Source organism: Bacillus sp. Bos-x628, from assembly GCF_040500475.1.
GTDB lineage: Bacteria > Bacillota > Bacilli > Bacillales > Bacillaceae > Bacillus > Bacillus maqinnsis.
Map to the genome: position 1 here is coordinate 2,400,491 of NZ_CP159358.1, position 16,380 is coordinate 2,416,870.

The 16,380-nt window shown below is 40.6% G+C and carries 19 protein-coding genes and 1 pseudogene; 17 read left to right on the top strand and 3 right to left on the bottom strand.

Annotation, left to right across the window (positions count from 1 at the left end):
* Position 1: 1 nt before the first annotated feature.
* The 7 genes from ABVJ71_RS12385 to ABVJ71_RS12415 are packed head-to-tail and all read left to right on the top strand — an operon-like array spanning position 2 to position 5,901.
* A complete protein-coding gene (locus tag ABVJ71_RS12385; protein WP_353854277.1) occupies positions 2-1,126 on the top strand; it encodes an N-acetylneuraminate synthase family protein in 1,125 nt (374 codons plus the stop codon).
* On the top strand, positions 1,116-1,856 hold the full coding sequence (locus ABVJ71_RS12390) for a glycosyltransferase family protein (RefSeq protein WP_353854278.1): 741 nt from the start codon (positions 1,116-1,118) through the stop codon (positions 1,854-1,856). The genes ABVJ71_RS12385 and ABVJ71_RS12390 overlap by 11 nt, the downstream gene beginning before the upstream one ends.
* Positions 1,853-2,881: a spore coat protein gene (locus ABVJ71_RS12395; RefSeq protein ID WP_353854279.1), complete on the top strand. Its 1,029-nt coding sequence runs from the start codon at positions 1,853-1,855 to the stop codon at positions 2,879-2,881. The genes ABVJ71_RS12390 and ABVJ71_RS12395 overlap by 4 nt, the downstream gene beginning before the upstream one ends.
* A 2-nt stretch (positions 2,882-2,883) precedes the next feature.
* Positions 2,884-3,618: a sugar phosphate nucleotidyltransferase gene (locus ABVJ71_RS12400; RefSeq protein ID WP_353854280.1), complete on the top strand. Its 735-nt coding sequence runs from the start codon at positions 2,884-2,886 to the stop codon at positions 3,616-3,618.
* Between the two features lie 11 nt (positions 3,619-3,629).
* The gene (gene rfbB, locus ABVJ71_RS12405; RefSeq protein ID WP_353854281.1) at positions 3,630-4,595 is read left to right on the top strand and encodes a dTDP-glucose 4,6-dehydratase; all 966 of its coding nucleotides are present in this window, start codon (positions 3,630-3,632) and stop codon (positions 4,593-4,595) included.
* A 3-nt stretch (positions 4,596-4,598) separates the two neighbouring features.
* On the top strand, positions 4,599-5,453 hold the full coding sequence (gene rfbD, locus ABVJ71_RS12410) for a dTDP-4-dehydrorhamnose reductase (protein WP_353854282.1): 855 nt from the start codon (positions 4,599-4,601) through the stop codon (positions 5,451-5,453).
* Positions 5,446-5,901: a dTDP-4-dehydrorhamnose 3,5-epimerase family protein gene (locus tag ABVJ71_RS12415; RefSeq protein ID WP_353854283.1), complete on the top strand. Its 456-nt coding sequence runs from the start codon at positions 5,446-5,448 to the stop codon at positions 5,899-5,901. Before rfbD ends, ABVJ71_RS12415 begins: the two co-directional genes overlap by 8 nt.
* Before the next feature lie 74 nt (positions 5,902-5,975).
* On the opposite strand, the pseudogene ABVJ71_RS12420 reads toward ABVJ71_RS12415, so the two are convergent.
* Both ABVJ71_RS12420 and hemQ read right to left on the bottom strand, forming a co-directional pair.
* Positions 5,976-7,016 (bottom strand): annotated as a pseudogene (locus ABVJ71_RS12420) (MFS transporter); the annotation flags it as partial.
* A gap of 186 nt (positions 7,017-7,202) precedes the next feature.
* The gene (gene hemQ, locus ABVJ71_RS12425; RefSeq protein WP_353854284.1) at positions 7,203-7,973 is read right to left on the bottom strand and encodes a hydrogen peroxide-dependent heme synthase; all 771 of its coding nucleotides are present in this window, start codon (positions 7,971-7,973) and stop codon (positions 7,203-7,205) included.
* A gap of 240 nt (positions 7,974-8,213) precedes the next feature.
* Between hemQ and pta the strand changes: the two genes are divergently transcribed.
* From pta to ABVJ71_RS12470, 9 genes are all read left to right on the top strand, one after another.
* Complete coding sequence (gene pta, locus ABVJ71_RS12430; RefSeq protein ID WP_353854285.1) at positions 8,214-9,185, top strand: phosphate acetyltransferase; 972 nt, start codon at positions 8,214-8,216, stop codon at positions 9,183-9,185.
* Between the two features lie 245 nt (positions 9,186-9,430).
* Entirely contained in the window at positions 9,431-9,841 is a 411-nt protein-coding gene (locus tag ABVJ71_RS12435; protein WP_353854286.1) for a DUF5082 family protein, read from the top strand.
* Between the two features lies 1 nt (position 9,842).
* Entirely contained in the window at positions 9,843-10,121 is a 279-nt protein-coding gene (locus ABVJ71_RS12440) for a YwqI/YxiC family protein (RefSeq protein WP_353854287.1), read from the top strand.
* An 11-nt stretch (positions 10,122-10,132) separates the two neighbouring features.
* Positions 10,133-11,926, top strand: a complete 1,794-nt coding sequence (locus ABVJ71_RS12445; RefSeq protein ID WP_353854288.1) for a T7SS effector LXG polymorphic toxin — start codon at positions 10,133-10,135, stop codon at positions 11,924-11,926.
* A complete protein-coding gene (locus ABVJ71_RS12450) occupies positions 11,923-12,258 on the top strand; it encodes a hypothetical protein (protein ID WP_353854289.1) in 336 nt (111 codons plus the stop codon). Before ABVJ71_RS12445 ends, ABVJ71_RS12450 begins: the two co-directional genes overlap by 4 nt.
* 975 nt (positions 12,259-13,233) lie before the next feature.
* Positions 13,234-14,082, top strand: a complete 849-nt coding sequence (locus tag ABVJ71_RS12455) for a biotin/lipoate A/B protein ligase family protein (protein WP_353854290.1) — start codon at positions 13,234-13,236, stop codon at positions 14,080-14,082.
* A 155-nt stretch (positions 14,083-14,237) separates the two neighbouring features.
* Positions 14,238-14,477, top strand: coding sequence for a stage II sporulation protein M (locus ABVJ71_RS12460; protein ID WP_353854291.1), 240 nt, complete (start codon positions 14,238-14,240; stop codon positions 14,475-14,477).
* A gap of 2 nt (positions 14,478-14,479) precedes the next feature.
* Positions 14,480-14,707 carry a DUF5970 family protein gene (locus ABVJ71_RS12465; RefSeq protein ID WP_353854292.1) on the top strand — a complete coding sequence of 76 codons (228 nt, stop codon included), beginning with the start codon at positions 14,480-14,482 and terminating at the stop codon, positions 14,705-14,707.
* Positions 14,708-14,769: 62 nt separating this feature from the next.
* Positions 14,770-15,003 (top strand): DUF5970 family protein, encoded by a 234-nt coding sequence (locus ABVJ71_RS12470; protein ID WP_353854293.1) that lies wholly within the window; start codon positions 14,770-14,772, stop codon positions 15,001-15,003.
* Between the two features lie 34 nt (positions 15,004-15,037).
* Here ABVJ71_RS12470 and ABVJ71_RS12475 read toward each other — a convergent pair whose 3' ends face one another.
* Positions 15,038-15,838 carry an RsfA family transcriptional regulator gene (locus tag ABVJ71_RS12475; protein ID WP_353854294.1) on the bottom strand — a complete coding sequence of 267 codons (801 nt, stop codon included), beginning with the start codon at positions 15,836-15,838 and terminating at the stop codon, positions 15,038-15,040.
* Positions 15,839-16,077: 239 nt separating this feature from the next.
* On the opposite strand from ABVJ71_RS12475, the gene ABVJ71_RS12480 reads away from it, so the two are divergent.
* Positions 16,078-16,299, top strand: coding sequence for a DUF1450 domain-containing protein (locus ABVJ71_RS12480; RefSeq protein WP_353854295.1), 222 nt, complete (start codon positions 16,078-16,080; stop codon positions 16,297-16,299).
* Positions 16,300-16,380: the final 81 nt, after the last annotated feature.

The window sequence follows — 16,380 nt, forward strand, 5'->3', positions numbered from 1 at the left end:
GATGGCACATTTTTACATTGGGGAGCGCAAAGTGGGTGATGATGCACCTGTCTTTATTATTGCAGAGGCAGGGATTAACCATGACGGAAAACTGGATCAGGCGCTTGCTTTGATAGATGTGGCGAAAGAGGCGGGTGCCGATGCTGTGAAATTTCAAATGTTTCAGGCAGATCGGATGTATCAAAGAGAACCTGGCTTATATAAAACAGCCAAAGGAGAAGAAGTCTCTATTTTTACTTTGGTGGAACAAATGGAGCTGCCGCCAGATTGGCTGCCAGTCTTATTAAAACACTGTCAAGAAAAGGGGCTTATTTTTTTAAGTACAGTGTGTGACGAAGAATCTGCGGACGTTTTGAATCAAACAAATCCGTTCGCTTTTAAACTGGCATCCTATGAAATCAATCATGTACCCCTTCTGCGTCACATAGCTGCATATCAAAAGCCCATTATTTTCTCTACAGCTGGGGCAACGATTGCAGATGTTCATGAAGCATATGAAACGATTACCAGCCAGCAAAATAAACAAGTAGCTATTATGCATTGTGTAGCGAAGTACCCAGCCCCAAAGGAATACACAAACCTTCGTGTACTTCAAACCTTAACTTTGGCTTTTCCTGAGGCAGTCATTGGCTTTTCCGATCATAGTGAGCATCCAACTGAAGCACCTGTTGCGGCAGTGCAGCTTGGGGCTGCGATTATCGAAAAACATTTTACGATTGATAAAACTTTACCTGGAGCAGATCATTCTTTTGCGCTGAGCCCTGAAGAATTAAAAGAAATGGTTCAGCACATTCGAGTAGCGGAGAAACAGCGCAGTCAAACAACGACAAGCACTTGTTCTGTGTCAGAGGAGCTACTTGGTAGCTCTTTTAAAAGGACAACAGCTATTGAAGGTCAAATTCGCAATTTTGCGTATCGAGGGATTTTTACAACAAAGGACATCACAAAGGGAGAGACACTTACACTAGAAAATCTAGCGGTTTTGCGCCCAGGACAAAAAAGCCAAGGACTGCACCCGCGATACATGACAGTATTACTTGGAGCAAAAGCGACGAGAGATATTCCAGCTCATTCAGGGGTTTCGTGGAAAGACGTGCTTACGCAGGAGTCCCAAGATGATGACTGATGTGCTGTTTGTGATACAAGCTAGGATGGGGTCTACGAGACTGCCAAAAAAGGTGATGAAATCTATAGGCGGCATGGCACTTATTGATTTGATTGTTGAGCGGGTAAAGCAATCAGGTCATTACAATAAAAAAACGCAAAACCTTATCATTGCAACAACGGTAGAGGCAGAAGATGACCGGCTAGCCCATTATTGTATGTCAAAAGGCTACAAAGTTTTTCGAGGCAGTGAGACAGACGTATTACACCGATTTTCGCACATTGTACGTCAGTTTGAACCGCATACGGTTGTACGTTTGACAGGGGATAACCCATTCATAGATCCGACACTTTTGTCGAAAATGATTGAAAAACATATGCAGGAGCATGCTGATTACACATACACGAGCGGTACACCACTCGGTATTTCCGGGGAAATGATTTATGCCCCTATTTTAAATGAAATCGACAAATTTCCACTCACTCAGGCGGAGCGTGAACATGTCACGCTGTATATTAGGAAGCATCCGGAGCAATTTCACCACCAATTATTCACACCGCCCAAAGAACTTGCATATCCTACTTATCGATTCACAATTGACACTGAAGAAGACTATGTATTTGCGACCCGTTTGTTTGAGAAAGCAGGTGGTTCAGTTTCTGTGTCGTGCGCTGAGCTAATATTAATCTGTGAACAGGACCCAGAGATTGTTCGTTTAAACCAGTTTGTCAGACAGAAGGATGCTGAATGAACAAAAAAATCATGATTGTTGTATATGGTGGATTTTTACGAGGTATGGGGCATGTCGTCAGAATGAAACGTTTAGCAAAGGAACTACTGCAAGAAGGGAACCAACTCTTTTTCTATACAAACGAGCAAGTATGTGTGGAAATGCTTTCGCATCCAGAGTGGCACGTTGTCAAGGTTCAGGAAGCAAATGCTCTTTTTGAGTTACAGCAAGCAATAGGAGTGATTGGACCAAATCTTTTGCTCATTGATGTACTTGAATACGACCTTAAGACCCTTCAAATGATCAAGGCTTCTTGTGGCTCTGTAAGGCTGGTCTTATTTGAGGAAAAGAGAGAAGAAGCCTGTCAACTTGCTGATGTAGTGGTGAATGGCATTTATGGTGGTCTTGAGCAACAGCATATCCAAGTGAACGGCACAGAACATTTCAGTGGAACGTCTTATTTATTGTTAGATCATGAGATATGTAAATTGAAAGACACGTATGAGGTTCGAAAAGAATGCAAAAAGGTTGTCATTAGCCTTGGGGGCAGTGATCCACGTGGTTTATTGTCAAAGGTTGTATCTGCACTCATATCCACAAATCATTTAAATATTCTAGCAGTTTCAGGAAGTGCTTCTCAAACAAATGAACAAGAAGAGACAGAACATATTCAGTTTATTCGCCATACAGATCAATTATCAACACGCCTTTGGGAAGCCGATTTGGCACTGGTTGCAGGTGGCATGACTTTATATGAGGCTGTTTGTATCGGGGTTCCTTGCATTGTGCTCTCGCAAGTAGACCATCAAGCGGTTACGGCTAGCCGTTTTGCGAAAAAGGGAGCGTGTTTTCATCTTGGATTAGGTGATCGTGTTGATGAGAAGGACATTTTACAAGCTGTTCAGAAACTGTCTAACAGCTACTTTCTTCGTAAAAGCATTCATCTCAATGGACGTACACTGATTGATGGAAAAGGAATTAAACGAGTCAAAAACATTCTTATAAACCTCATGAATCATCACCAAAAAGAACATAAGGATGTGTAGTGATGAAAGGAGTTATTTTAGCAGGCGGAAAGGGATCGCGCCTAGCGCCATTAACCAATATTATCAATAAACACTTGTTGCCGGTTGGCCCATATCCGATGATCTATTGGTCATTGTTCAAGCTGAAAGAGGCAGGTATATTAGACGTCATGCTCATTTCACAGGAAGAACAAATCCCGCAGTTTCAAAAGTTGCTTAAAGGTGATCAAGAACTCGGAATGAACATTGTCTATCAAGTACAGCCGGAAGCGTCGGGCATTTCTGACGGTTTATCCTATGCAAAGCCATTTGTGACAGGTGAAAAGTTTGTGCTTATGCTCGGTGATAATGTATTTGAGGATTCGTTAATTCCTTTTGTTGAAGCTTTTAAAAAACAAGAGAGCGGGGCAAAGGTGCTCCTAAAAGAAGTGGAAGATCCGAAGCGATTTGGCATTGCAGAAATTGATGAAGTGCATCATCGTATTTTATCAATAGAGGAAAAGCCGGAGCATCCGCGTTCATCGTATTGTGTCACAGGCATTTATTTTTATGACCAAGAAGTCTTTCAATATATTGAAAAAATTTCGCCGTCAGACCGAGGCGAATTAGAAATTACAGACGTGAATAATCTCTATATCTCAAATAGCCAACTGACCTATGATATGTTAAATGGGTGGTGGATTGATGCGGGAACACATGAGTCCCTGCACCTGGCATCTATGAAAATGTTTAAAACCATTAAGAAAAAAGAAGAATAAGAGGGATACGTATGACGAAGTCTTATTTAATTACAGGCGGAGCAGGATTTATTGGTCTGAATTTCGTGAAGCTAATGCTTCAGGAATCAGATGTCCGGCTCACAGTATTTGATAAATTAACCTATGCCAGTCATCCAGATGAGATGGATTCATTATCAGCATTGTCTCATTTTCGTTTTATTCAAGGAGACATCACACAGGAGCATGAGTTGAATCAAGTCTTTGATGAAACCTATGATGCGATCATCCATTTTGCAGCAGAGTCGCATGTCGATCGCAGTATTGAGTCGGCAGAACCTTTTATCCAAACAAATGTCCTTGGCACGTATCGTATTTTAGAAGCTGTCTTAAAAGGAAAAGCGAAAAAACTGATCCATATTTCAACAGATGAAGTGTACGGAGATCTGGAGCTGAATGACCCTGCTTTCACAGAACAAACACCACTCTCACCGAATAATCCTTATTCAGCAAGTAAGGCGAGTTCCGACCTGCTTGTGAAATCTTATATCCACACACATCAATTACCCGCAATGATTACGCGATGCAGCAACAACTATGGGCCTTATCAGCACGAAGAGAAACTAATACCAACCATTGTACGAAAAGCATTAAATGGAGAAAAAATTCCGATTTATGGAGACGGCCAGCAGATTCGTGATTGGCTGTATGTGAAGGATCATGCTAGGGCCGTGAAACTGATATTGGAAAAAGGGACAGCCGGAGAGGTGTACAATATTGGCGGCGGCAACGAGAAGACGAATCTCGACTTAACGAAAACCATTCTAACAAGCCTCGGTATCAGTCATGACCAAATTTCGTTTATTCAAGATCGAAAAGGGCATGACAGACGCTATGCGATTGATGCCAGTAAGCTAAAAAAAGAGCTCGGCTGGGCACAAGCTACTTCATTTGAAAAAGGTATTGAAAAAACGATCAGTTGGTATCGTGCCAAATTCGATCAGAGCGAAGAAGGGTGACGGATGAAGGTTTTAATCACCGGTGCAGGCGGTCAATTAGGGAAGGAATTGAGCAAACAGCTTAAGGAAAAAGATATGAGCGTTATTTCATTAACAAGGAGTATGCTCAATATCACTGATCAACAAGCGGTTAGACATGCAATGAGACATTACCGACCCGACATTGTCGTCAGTGCGGCTGCATATACATCAGTTGATCAATGTGAAACAGAAACAGAAAAAGCCTATCTCGTCAACGGGATTGGTGCATACTACACAGCTTTGGAAGCAAAGCAGGTGGGGGCAGATGTATTACACGTCAGTACAGATTATGTCTTTGATGGTCAAAAGGGCGCTCCTTATCAGGTTGATGATCAAGCTGATCCCCAAACCATATATGGAAAGAGCAAAAAGCTTGGAGAGGAATTGATTCGGCTTGTGTCAGACGAAGTGAAAATCATACGTACCTCATGGCTGTATGGACATGGAGGACACAATTTTGTAAATACCATACTTCGGCTGGCTGAAACAAAAGATCATGTACGCGTAGTGAATGATCAGTTTGGCTCTCCAACCTATACAAAGGATGTAGCAGAGGCTTTGATTCATTTATTTGATCAGGCATCTGGCATTTATCATGTCAGTAATCGGGAGAGCTGCTCTTGGTTTGAATTTGCAAAAGAAATTGTTGCAAGGAGCGGACGATCTACAACCATTGAACCGATTTCCACCGAGGAGTATGGCTTCCAAACACCTCGTCCAGCGTATTCTGTGTTAGACCTTCAAGCGATTGAGGCCACAGGCTGGCAGCCGAGACATTGGAAGGAGGCACTTCAAGAGTATTTGCAGAAAGAAGGGAGATGGCATCAACATGATTGATGGTGTGCAAATCAAAAAACTAATCAAGCATTGCGATGATCGAGGCTTTTTCGCAGAACTCATTCGAGATGATGAACCGATGCTCAAGCGCTTTGGGCAGGCTTCATGGTCAAAAAGCTATCCAGGTGTGATTAAAGCGTTCCATTATCACGAAAAACAAGATGACGTGTGGTTTTTTCCAGCAGGGCATGCACAGGTTGTTTTATACGATTTGCGAGAGGGATCAGCCACAAATGGTCAAACGGATGTTTATTATATGGGTGAAGACAATCCGATGCTACTTCTCATTCCAAAGGGTGTCGCACATGGCTATCGTGTACTAGGAGAGACGCCGCTGCAAATTGTTTATTTTACAACAGAATCCTATGACCCGAAAAACCCAGATGAAAAGAGAATCGCTTGGAATGATGAGACGATCGGATTTAATTGGGAAACGACGTTTAAATAAGAGAGAAAGGACCTTTCGCAGGAGAAAGGTCTTGTTCATGTTGATTTGACTCCTGACTATGAAGTGAAATGAATCTAGGTGTTTCTTGAGCGATGGTTTGATTGATGAACAGAACGTGAAAGCTCGCGCTTGTAACTGCTTAAGCTAATGATAAAACCTACAAAGGTAATCAGCGCACAAAGAAGCCCGACTGTATGATATCCAAAGTGAACATAGACTAGTCCCATAAGTGCTGAACCGAGCATGACCGCAAGATTGGAGGCAAGGCTATAAAAAGCCATGATCTTCCCGCGGTACGTTTGAGAACATTCACTCAAAATTGTGCTCAGCAATGTGACCGATAAACTTTGCATAGCACCCCAAATCAATAGCGCAAAAATCAAGAATATCCATGAAAAAGGCGCATAGGGAAGTAAGGCTAAAACAATCGTCATTCCACCGAGGACCATAAATAGAGACCGTGTTTTTCCAAAAAAATCTGCTAGCTTACCAGTAAAGACGCTCATTGAAAAGCCAATGCCATATACCATGATGAGGAGTCCTGCTGATGATTGTCCTCCCTCAAACAGACTTTGCAAATAGGTTCCTAAAAATGAGTACATGCCATAAAATCCAAGCATATTACAGAATGTCACTGTCAGATAGGCCGGTACTCGTTCAATGTTCAATGCATGCCATAACGAGCCTGTTTTCTCCCTAGATTCGGCGACAGATGTATCTGATTTGGTCACTTGTTTTCGTGATTCAAGGATGACGAGCAGCAGGACAACAAGACTCATGATAGCGAAAATCCAAAACGTCCAGCGCCAGTTCAGATTTTGACCGATAAAGGCTCCGATTGGTACACCAAGGACAAGAGAAAGAGACCAGCTCGACACAATGAGTCCCATCACTTTGCCTCGATATTGGTAAGGAACCCTGTCGCCCACAAGAGCATAAGCCGTTGGCACAAATACACCAGTCGCCAGCCCAGATATGGCTCGACCAGCAAAAAACACCGCCAAATTAGGTGCAGCAGCGCACATAATGGTTCCAATTAAAAAGAAAGAAAGTCCGACCACTAAACACAGTAAATGGGTGATCTCAATGGTGAGATGGCCAAGTGATGCACCGCCGGCATTCCCGCTAGTAAAGGCAGAATGACTTAATGTAGATGCGAGTGTCGACGCTTCATGTGCCAGCATCATTGTGCGGTAAAACGTTAATGCAAAAATGGCAATAGGGAAGTTCTCATGATGAGATCACCTATCTAAACGATTACATAAAAAGGCTTCGGATGGACCCGAAGCCTTCAGAGCTTATCAAACATGAAAATAAGACGCCAGCTGCTCGTTTGCTAATCGGTTACCGACAAAGAAGGAACCAAATTCGCCGTAGCGTGCACTGACTTCATCAAAACGCATTTCATACACTAGTTTTTTGAACTGAAGGACATCGTCAGAGAAAAGTGTGACGCCCCATTCGTAATCATCAAAACCGACAGAGCCTGTAATGATCTGTTTCACTTTTCCAGCATAGCTTCTGCCAATTAAGCCATGGCTTCTCATCAGGGATTTACGTTCATCCATAGAGAGCATGTACCAGTTGTCATTGCCAGAACGTCTTTTATCCATTGGATAGAAGCACACGTATTGAGAAGAAGGAAGCTCTGGGTATAGACGCGCACGTACATGAGGGTTCTCGTAAGGATCTCCGCCATCTCCGCCTCCTGCTAAGTAGTTGCTGAGCTCAACAACTGAAACGTACGAATAAGCTGGGATCGTAAACTCTGCTAGTCGTGTCTTGTTGAATTCAAGTTCAATTTCACCCAGTTCTTCCATGGTTGGACGCAAAATCATGAGCATAATATCTGCTTTTTGGCCGACAATACTATAGATTGTTTGGCTTCCAGCTTTATCATGCTCAGCTGTTTTCCATTTTTCTAATAGACCTGTGAACTCATGAAGAATCGCTTGGTGCTCATCACTTGTCAGCAGCTTCCAAGCTGTCCAGTCAATGGTTCTAAAATCATGCAGCGCATACCACCCGTCTAGTGTTTGAGCTGCTTCATTTGTTGTATGTTGTTCGCTCATTTCTTTCACTCCTATTTACAGTTTTCCATCTGTTCCAACTATAACATAGATTGTCCAAATGGAGATGTGATCAAAACTTGAACGACAAAAACAGCTTTTATGGAAATTGATTAAATTAGTTTGAAAAATAAGAATTTAAATTGTAAGCGCTATAATGTAAGTTGGTAGTTTGAATTTATGTGGAAGAAGAGTATGCTTAAAAGAGAACGCTTTTTTTGTAAAATCAAGGAGGGTATATAAGTGGCAGATATTTTTTCAACAGTTCAGGAAAAGGTTGCAGGTAAAGGAGTAAAGATCGTTTTTCCTGAGGGAATGGACGAACGCATTTTAACAGCGGTTCACAAACTTGCAGATGGTAAAGTATTACAGCCGATTGTGATCGGTAAAAAGCAGGAAGTCGAAGCAAAAGCAAAAGAATTAGGTCTTACACTGAATGGTGTTGACGTGTATGATCCTCATACATATGAAGATTTTGAAGAGCTTGTCCAAGCTTTCGTTGAAAGACGTAAAGGAAAAGCAACAGAAGAACAGGCGAGAAAAGCATTACTTGATGAAAACTATTTCGGTACAATGCTTGTGTATAAAGGTCTTGCAGACGGTCTTGTGAGCGGTGCAGCACATTCAACTGCTGACACAGTGCGCCCAGCACTTCAAATCATTAAAACTAAAGAAGGCGTGAAGAAAACATCTGGCGTCTTCATCATGGCTCGCGGCGAAGAGCAATATGTGTTTGCTGATTGTGCCATCAACATTGCACCAGATAGCCAAGATCTTGCTGAGATTGCGATCGAAAGTGCCAACACAGCGAAAATGTTTGACATTGAACCGCGTGTGGCGATGCTTAGCTTCTCAACAAAAGGCTCAGCTAAATCTGACGAAACAGAAAAAGTATCAGAAGCGGTTCGCATCGCAAAAGAAAAAGCACCTGAGCTTGTACTTGATGGAGAATTCCAATTCGATGCAGCTTTCGTTCCGTCTGTTGCAGCGAAAAAAGCACCAGACTCTGTCATCAAAGGGGACGCAAACGTATTTGTTTTCCCAAGCCTAGAAGCTGGAAATATTGGCTACAAAATTGCACAGCGCTTAGGTAACTTTGAAGCTGTAGGTCCAATTTTACAAGGCTTAAATCAACCAGTAAATGATCTTTCAAGAGGCTGTAATGCTGAAGATGTTTACAACCTTGCGCTGATCACAGCGGCTCAAGCGATATAATATAGAGGTCAAAAAACCTGTAAAAACAGTTAGTTTCGAGAAAATTTGAAACTAACTGTTTTTTTATGCCTGAAAATACAGGGAGAATAGACGTGTGTCACCTAGATTAATAAAAGAAAATACACCATTAATAGGTATAAAAACCCAATACATATGATTCATTTTCATTGAATTCGTGTTCAGTTCCATCTCTCATACGCTAAAAAATGGTAGAATAGGTAAGGATAATGGAGGAATAGAGGTGTATGACAATATCTGGAGCAATGATGATAGAATATACAACGGCTTTGTATTCGTTAAAGGCAGATATATCCTTGAAAAAAGAGCAAATCATAGAACTCAAAATGTGCCGCAAAGAAGTAAAAGCGGCAAAAGCATTCCTGTCGGATGCTAATCATATAATCACTCAACCGGATCTTACATCACATACATGGTTTGGAAGGTTAGCAGATACATTTGATGACCTTCGGGATGAGATGACATCTGCCAGTCAAGAGATAAAGAGTACACAGCTCAATAATCTATTGAATCAAATTGATGACAAAATGAATGACCTAATATCAGGTATCCAATCCTTAGAGAATGAGATTCGATCAGTCGAAAGTAAAATAGAGAAAGAGAAGCAAAAACAAATGGAAGAAAAAAGAGGTAATTAATATGAGCGGAGAAATCAAAATAGATGCCAGTCATGTCAAACGAGCATTGAACAATGCCGAACAGGCAGCCTCTCAAATGAAATCATCACTTCCAAAAACCATCAAAGGGAAAAACCAGCTCTCAACAACAGACAAAATCGAAGTGATCAATCAGCAGTTGAATGAATTAATTACATCATATATAGAAATTCTTCAGAAACAGCTTGTACAAACAGAACAAGCCGTCGACACCATGATTGAAACCGATAAAGCGCTTGCGTCTGCCAGTAAAAGAAAGTAAAGGAGAACGAAATGAAAACCCTTGACGCCTATGCGCTGACAAACGGAATTGACAAGACGCTTGATGCGTTAAATCAACAATCACAAAACATCAAATCCCTTGAAATACAAATCAATCAAATCATCTCACTAGATGGCGCACTAAAGGGCGAGGCTGGTGAAGCCATTCAAGCGTTTTACGAAGAGTGTCATATCCCCTTTTTGCAATTCTTTCAGGTCGTCATTGAAGAATACACCTGTGCGCTAAAAAAGACAAAGCAGGCTCTCCATGCACTTGAATCAAACCCGAATGGCTTTATCTCTCAATCATTTATTGAACACGAGCTTGACCAAGGGTTAAAAAAAGCTGAACGGACCATTTCTGATATCGTATCAGATGTAAATCAAGCCCTCGGCAGGGTCAGCCATATTGTGCATTTGCCACATGTAGATGAATCTGCTTTCCAAGAAAGCTACCAAAAAGCATGGCTTGAGACCTCAAAAACCATTGGACTGCTTCATGCATTTGACAGGAAACAAACGAGTGGTTTACATGAAACAGAAAGCTCCCTTCACACAATGAAGCAATACATAGACACCCTAAGCACCATGTTCACTGGTCCAAAAATTGAGATCACCAGCTATCAAAAAGGCTCTATTTTCAAAGATGGAAAAGCAGAAAAAGTGAGCAGTACGATCAGTGAATTGAATGAAAAAATAGACAATCCTGACGAACCCCCAATGATGATTATGCTGAGGAAGCTGAATGAAAAAGAGCAAGCGAATGTGGATGCGGTTGTTCGCAATGAGACCCGCCAAAACATCAACAGAGAAGGAAAAGCAAACGCCCCATCGCTTACCCCATTGCAAAAAGAAGCCGTGATCGGAAAAAACCGGATTCATGGAGACATCAGGGTGGTAAATGGTAAACTATACAATGTAAAAGGCATCAAAAAGCTCAAAGAATTCGATATCGCAGATGAAGTGGTCACAGACCCATCAGACATTGATTACATTGGCGGGCGGTATACCGTTTACGCCAATAAACAAATCATCCGAACGTATATCGTAAACGGCGAAGTAAAAATCGAAGAAGTCGACAACATCCCAGAAAGCCGAAGCCATGGAAACGCCAAACGCATCTTAGACGGCGAAGTCATCTCAGCCGCCGAAAACATCATCCTAGAATACAGCGGCATCTACGACGGCTACCGAGCCGTCACCGGCAAAGACCCCGAAACGAGCCAAAACATTAGCAGCACAGACCAAGCCCTATCCGCAGTCTCCATCATGCCCATCATGAAATTAGCGAAGGTTGGGAAGGTATTTTTCAAAGTTGATAAAGGCGGGAAGATGGTTAAGAGGGTGGAGAAGGGGAATACATTAGATAGAAATCAACAACCGAAATTAGAAAACGCTAAGGTGGAAAGAGAGGTATCTGCAGAGGAAGTTAATAAATGGTGGAATGATGAAATGGGATATAATCAACCTCCATATAAACCGGGGACAATTGTAAAAGAACTAAAGTTAACAAAGCCTACTACTTTTGTAAGAGTTTACGATGGAGAGAACTCTAAAATGTATGGGGGCTGGTTCATGAAGCTAGAGGACATTAAAGACCTAAATCCCAAAGAAATACAAGAAAAATTTGCTTTACCTTATCAACCGAAATATATAGCAGATTTAAAACTGGAAAAGGACACTGTAATAAGAAATGGTATCGTGAACCCTCTATTTGGACATAAAGGTGGAGGGAGTCAATTTGATTTAATGGGTCAGTACATCGGTGAATTTGGTAATGAAAGACGAATAGGTGTGAAAAAATGAATAAAATAGAGATTGATGAAAATAAATTAATTATAGGAGAAAAAGAGGTCTCCTTCGATAAAAATATTCAAGAAGTAAAAATTTTAAATCAAATAATTCTTATACTTTTGGAAATTGATGGGTCTTTAAATAATGTGTATGCAATCAATTATAATTGCGACATATTATGGAAAATAAAAGAACCTAAAACCGAATTTATAGGAAATAGAAAATTCCCTTATGTTGGTTTTAGCGAAAAAGATAATAAAGTCAGTGTAATTGATTTTTATGGTAGAAGGTTTTATCTTGATATAACTAATGGAGAAATAATAGGTGCAGACATCGTTAAATAATTATTTTTAGTAGTATTTTCAAGAGAAAAAGTTTGAAATTTGACTAATTAAATAAATCTAAACCTTGATTGGCTAAATGTCTTTCAAGGTTTTTTGCTTTACTTATTTAATAGCTGGGATGGTTTTGGCATAACATAATTAAAAAACTAACGAGAATGACAAAGCTCGTGGCGATAAAGGGATCAATTATCTCTGATATCGTATCAGATGCCAACCACTTACGCCAATGAAAGGAATTCTTATTAACATTATTTTTTGATAATGGAAAACTTAGAGAGGTACATTTATCAGAATTCATAAATGGACTATATTGGGATAATTTATCAGAAGATATTGAAATTGCAAAGAAAAAAAGTCATGACCAGTGGTTGTTAACTGTTTTAGGAAAAGAACCTTATGATTATTCATGGGGGCATGTAGAATCTGTCTTTGACAAGAAAGGTTGTGTTAGTTCAATTATTCTAAGGTATAAATAACTATTATTAAAAACCTTGTGATATGGAAACTGACCCTATAAAGTGAGACAAATAAAAACACCTCTAAGTTGAAATTCAGGTATAGCATACCTAAAAACAGTTTGGAGGTGTTACTGTATGGGCACAAGAGTCAGTTACCCAGAAAGTGTAAAAGAAGAGTATGTACAAATGTTTACCAGGCACTCCAACAAAAGAAATCATGGACAAGACAAGCTAGGTATTAAGAATTAAACACAAGTAAAAATATAGAATAAATGGTATCATAATGGTGAAAAATCAACCCGTTTCATCAATTTGTTGGAAAACAATATTCATACCGAAAGGGACTTTTGGCAACTGGCTGTTTTGATTCTCGGCTCAAAATTTGAGGTCATTTCTCCAATGTCACAGAGCTTTTTTAAAATATACCAAACAACACCCTTTGGCATGTCACTTGTTTTTCATACATTCCTCCCATGTTATAATAAACACAGTTTATGAACGAGAGGATATGTAGGAGATGAAAAATGAACCTATTGAGTTACTGACGCAGCCAACATGGCGAATCATTGACCAGTCGAGTCTGGGTCCTTATGTGGATGCGAAGCAATCTTTTGCCATGGATGATACGCTTTGTACGTCGGTTGGAAAAGGCTTATCGCCAGCGACGGCGCGCTCTTGGGTGCATCACAATACGATTGTGCTTGGGATTCAGGATACCAGACTTCCCTTCCTTCAAGACGGCGTGAGACTACTTAAAGAAGAGGGTTATCGTGTAATCGTGCGGAATTCAGGCGGACTTGCTGTGGTTCTGGATGAAGGCGTATTGAATATTTCCTTAATTTTTGCAGAACAAAAGAAAGGCATAGATATCGACCGCGGGTATGATGCGATGGTGACGTTGATCCGTCGTATGCTTGCGATGTATCAGGTTGATATTAAAGCTTATGAGATTGTCGGTTCTTATTGCCCAGGAAGTTACGATTTGAGTATTGACGGGAAGAAATTCGCAGGTATTTCTCAGCGCAGGTTGCGCGGGGGGGTTGCTGTGCAAATCTATTTGTGTGCAGATGGAAGCGGCAGGGAGCGAGCAGATTTGATTCTCCGGTTTTATGAGGCGGCATTAAAGGATAAACGACAAGAAGTGAAAGCCGCATATCCAGATATTCAGCCTGATACGATGGCATCCTTATCTGAATTAATAGGTGAACCGATTGACTGTATGCTTCTCATGCGTCTTTTGCTAGAGGAGCTAAAAAAATTCAGTGATCAGCTGACAGCTTCCGGTCTAACCCCAGAGGAACAGTTAGAGTTTGAGAAAAACATGATGCGTATGATCGAGCGGAATGAGAAGGTATTTAGCTTGTAGAGAAAGGTTTTTTCTGCAAGCTTTTTTATTTGATTTATATCATAAAAAGTGGGTAAAATTTTCAAGAAAAATGTTGGAAATGGAAATTTTGTGATATATAATGCTTCATGTATGGGAAGATAAAATGAAAAAATATTGGTGTATCTTTTACTCGAGTGTTCTGTCTTCTTTTTCCACATGGACTTTTTGAAATTCCTGCACTGCTTTTGAGTGGTTCAATCGGTTTTATGAGCATAAAGATGGTCTGGGATTTATGTTTTACGAATCGAGAACATGCTTTAAAGATAGGAGTTAAACAGATCACTATGTGTGCGGTCTTTGTTGTTGTTCTAATAATCAGTGCAGCCTTCGTGGAGTCTTATTTGACACCTTTTTTATGTTGTAAGGAGAGATGAGTTTGAAATCGACCAACTATCTTTTAGGTGTGCCAGTTATACTAGCAATGGGTTGTCTTGTGTCAATGTCTCATGATTTTTTATTTCCTGTATTGACATTTGGTCTTGTTGGTTTGTATTTGTTTATATTTTCTTCTGTTCAAAACAAGTGGGTCAACTATTTTTTCTTACTCATTTTTGTTCTGAACCTTTTAGCTAGTATTGCGCTTTACTTTGACAAACAATCGTAAATAGTAAATAGAGAGCGACAGGATGAAACATCTAGTATGGTGAAGCCGGAAGGAGTCGTATCTTGAAATCAAAAAACGGCAGTTACCTTTATTTACTTTGGCTCCCTATCATGATTGGAGCCGGCTATGGCATTTCGCTTTTCGTACCGTTTCTTCAGCCTGTATTGACACTTGGAATCGCAGGACTTTATATTTTTATCTTTGGTGTTTTTCAGGTGAGACAGGTGAAGTATATCTTTATGTTCGTTTTTCTGATCAATGTCCTTTTTAGTGTGATGCTGTTCTTGGATATTTAAAAAAGTGCTTCCCGCAGGTGGGGAGCACTTTTTGTTATTCGGCCATTTTTTCAAGGTTGCCGTTGCGATCCATTTTAAAGGTTGGTGCGGCATTATCGTCATCCTCAAATAAAACTAGTTTTCTTGCACGGTTCATAATTTTTACGAGTGTTTCATAATCTTCTTGAATGGTGAGCTGATCCTTTTCAAGCTTTTTCACTTCGGCTTCTAATTGCGCGACTTTATTTGAAAGTTCACTGTTTTCACGTTTTAACCGGCTGTTTTCCATACGCAAGGCAGAAGATTGTTGTCCCTCGCCTTCATAGCGGCGTAAGAAATGAATGATATCTTCTATTGTTAGTTCCTCGCGCTGCTTGACAGGAGGAGCTTCCGTTTTTTTCTCCTTGACGTGGGATGACTGTGACAATAAATGTGACAAACTAGCTAACTCTTCATTGTAGCTTTGATCTACAAACTTGAGCTGTTCTGCTGTTTCAGCCGCAGGTGCAAATGTTTCTTTTTGCGTTGGTTTCAGTTCTTGAGATAATTCCTCATTTGTGATTGTGTCCTCTACTTGCGGTTGATATAGTAAGCGTTTCTTCGCAGGCTGTCCATTGCCGAGTGCGCGCATTCGTTGTTTTCGTTGTTTTTTGGCCAGTGCCAATGCTTTTTCATATTGATGTCTGACAACGGCATTCCATCTAAACCCGCATGCCGCCGAGGTGCGATTGAGCTTATCTCCTACTTCTTCAAAGGCATTCAACTGTGTGCTGCCCTCTCTAACATGACGTAAGACGGTTTCTGCCAGAAGGAGATCATTTTCCTCTGACCAGGCATCTTGTCTTTGTTTTGACATTGTTTAAACCCCCAAATGATTTGATGATATTAGATTAGCCAAGTTCATGATGGTTTATACAAGTTTGCTAAAAGGATAGTGGAAAATACTAGCTTTTATATGAACATGTTAGGTAACAGAATGTGTCTTGCAAGTCCAGCCGCTTCGAGGTACAATGTTGGGTGGTATATTCTTAACGATTGCTTGTCCAACTGTTTCATATAGAACGAAGTTTTATCATTGAAAGGAAGCGTAAGACAATGGCTAATGAGTTTCGCGTATGTGACGATTGTGATGCGACGAACCTAAAGACGTTATTGCCCCGACTCAAATCGGTTGATCCTGATGCGAAAATTGAGATTGGTTGTCAATCCTATTGTGGTCCAGGACGAAAAAAGGCATTTGCGTTTGTGAACAATCGCCCATTATCAGCACCAACAGAAGATGAATTACTCGAAAAGATTCAAAAGAAAGTCAAATAAATGTCACTGAATGTATTCAGTCGTTCAAAAAAAGGTCCGTCCCTGTCAGGGCGGGCTTTTTCCGTCCGTTTGATCAACGAG

Excerpts from the sequence above, each read along its gene's own strand:
- ABVJ71_RS12385 (WP_353854277.1), top strand. The coding sequence starts at position 2 with ATGGCACATTTTTACATTGGGGAGCGCAAAGTGGGTGATGATGCACCT.
- ABVJ71_RS12390 (WP_353854278.1), top strand. The coding sequence starts at position 1,116 with ATGATGACTGATGTGCTGTTTGTGATACAAGCTAGGATGGGGTCTACG.
- ABVJ71_RS12395 (WP_353854279.1), top strand. The coding sequence starts at position 1,853 with ATGAACAAAAAAATCATGATTGTTGTATATGGTGGATTTTTACGAGGT.
- ABVJ71_RS12400 (WP_353854280.1), top strand. The coding sequence starts at position 2,884 with ATGAAAGGAGTTATTTTAGCAGGCGGAAAGGGATCGCGCCTAGCGCCA.
- rfbB (WP_353854281.1), top strand. The coding sequence starts at position 3,630 with ATGACGAAGTCTTATTTAATTACAGGCGGAGCAGGATTTATTGGTCTG.
- rfbD (WP_353854282.1), top strand. The coding sequence starts at position 4,599 with ATGAAGGTTTTAATCACCGGTGCAGGCGGTCAATTAGGGAAGGAATTG.
- ABVJ71_RS12415 (WP_353854283.1), top strand. The coding sequence starts at position 5,446 with ATGATTGATGGTGTGCAAATCAAAAAACTAATCAAGCATTGCGATGAT.
- hemQ (WP_353854284.1), bottom strand. The coding sequence starts at position 7,973 with ATGAGCGAACAACATACAACAAATGAAGCAGCTCAAACACTAGACGGG.
- ABVJ71_RS12435 (WP_353854286.1), top strand. The coding sequence starts at position 9,431 with ATGACAATATCTGGAGCAATGATGATAGAATATACAACGGCTTTGTAT.
- ABVJ71_RS12440 (WP_353854287.1), top strand. The coding sequence starts at position 9,843 with ATGAGCGGAGAAATCAAAATAGATGCCAGTCATGTCAAACGAGCATTG.
- ABVJ71_RS12445 (WP_353854288.1), top strand. The coding sequence starts at position 10,133 with ATGAAAACCCTTGACGCCTATGCGCTGACAAACGGAATTGACAAGACG.
- ABVJ71_RS12450 (WP_353854289.1), top strand. The coding sequence starts at position 11,923 with ATGAATAAAATAGAGATTGATGAAAATAAATTAATTATAGGAGAAAAA.
- ABVJ71_RS12455 (WP_353854290.1), top strand. The coding sequence starts at position 13,234 with ATGAAAAATGAACCTATTGAGTTACTGACGCAGCCAACATGGCGAATC.
- ABVJ71_RS12475 (WP_353854294.1), bottom strand. The coding sequence starts at position 15,838 with ATGTCAAAACAAAGACAAGATGCCTGGTCAGAGGAAAATGATCTCCTT.
- ABVJ71_RS12480 (WP_353854295.1), top strand. The coding sequence starts at position 16,078 with ATGGCTAATGAGTTTCGCGTATGTGACGATTGTGATGCGACGAACCTA.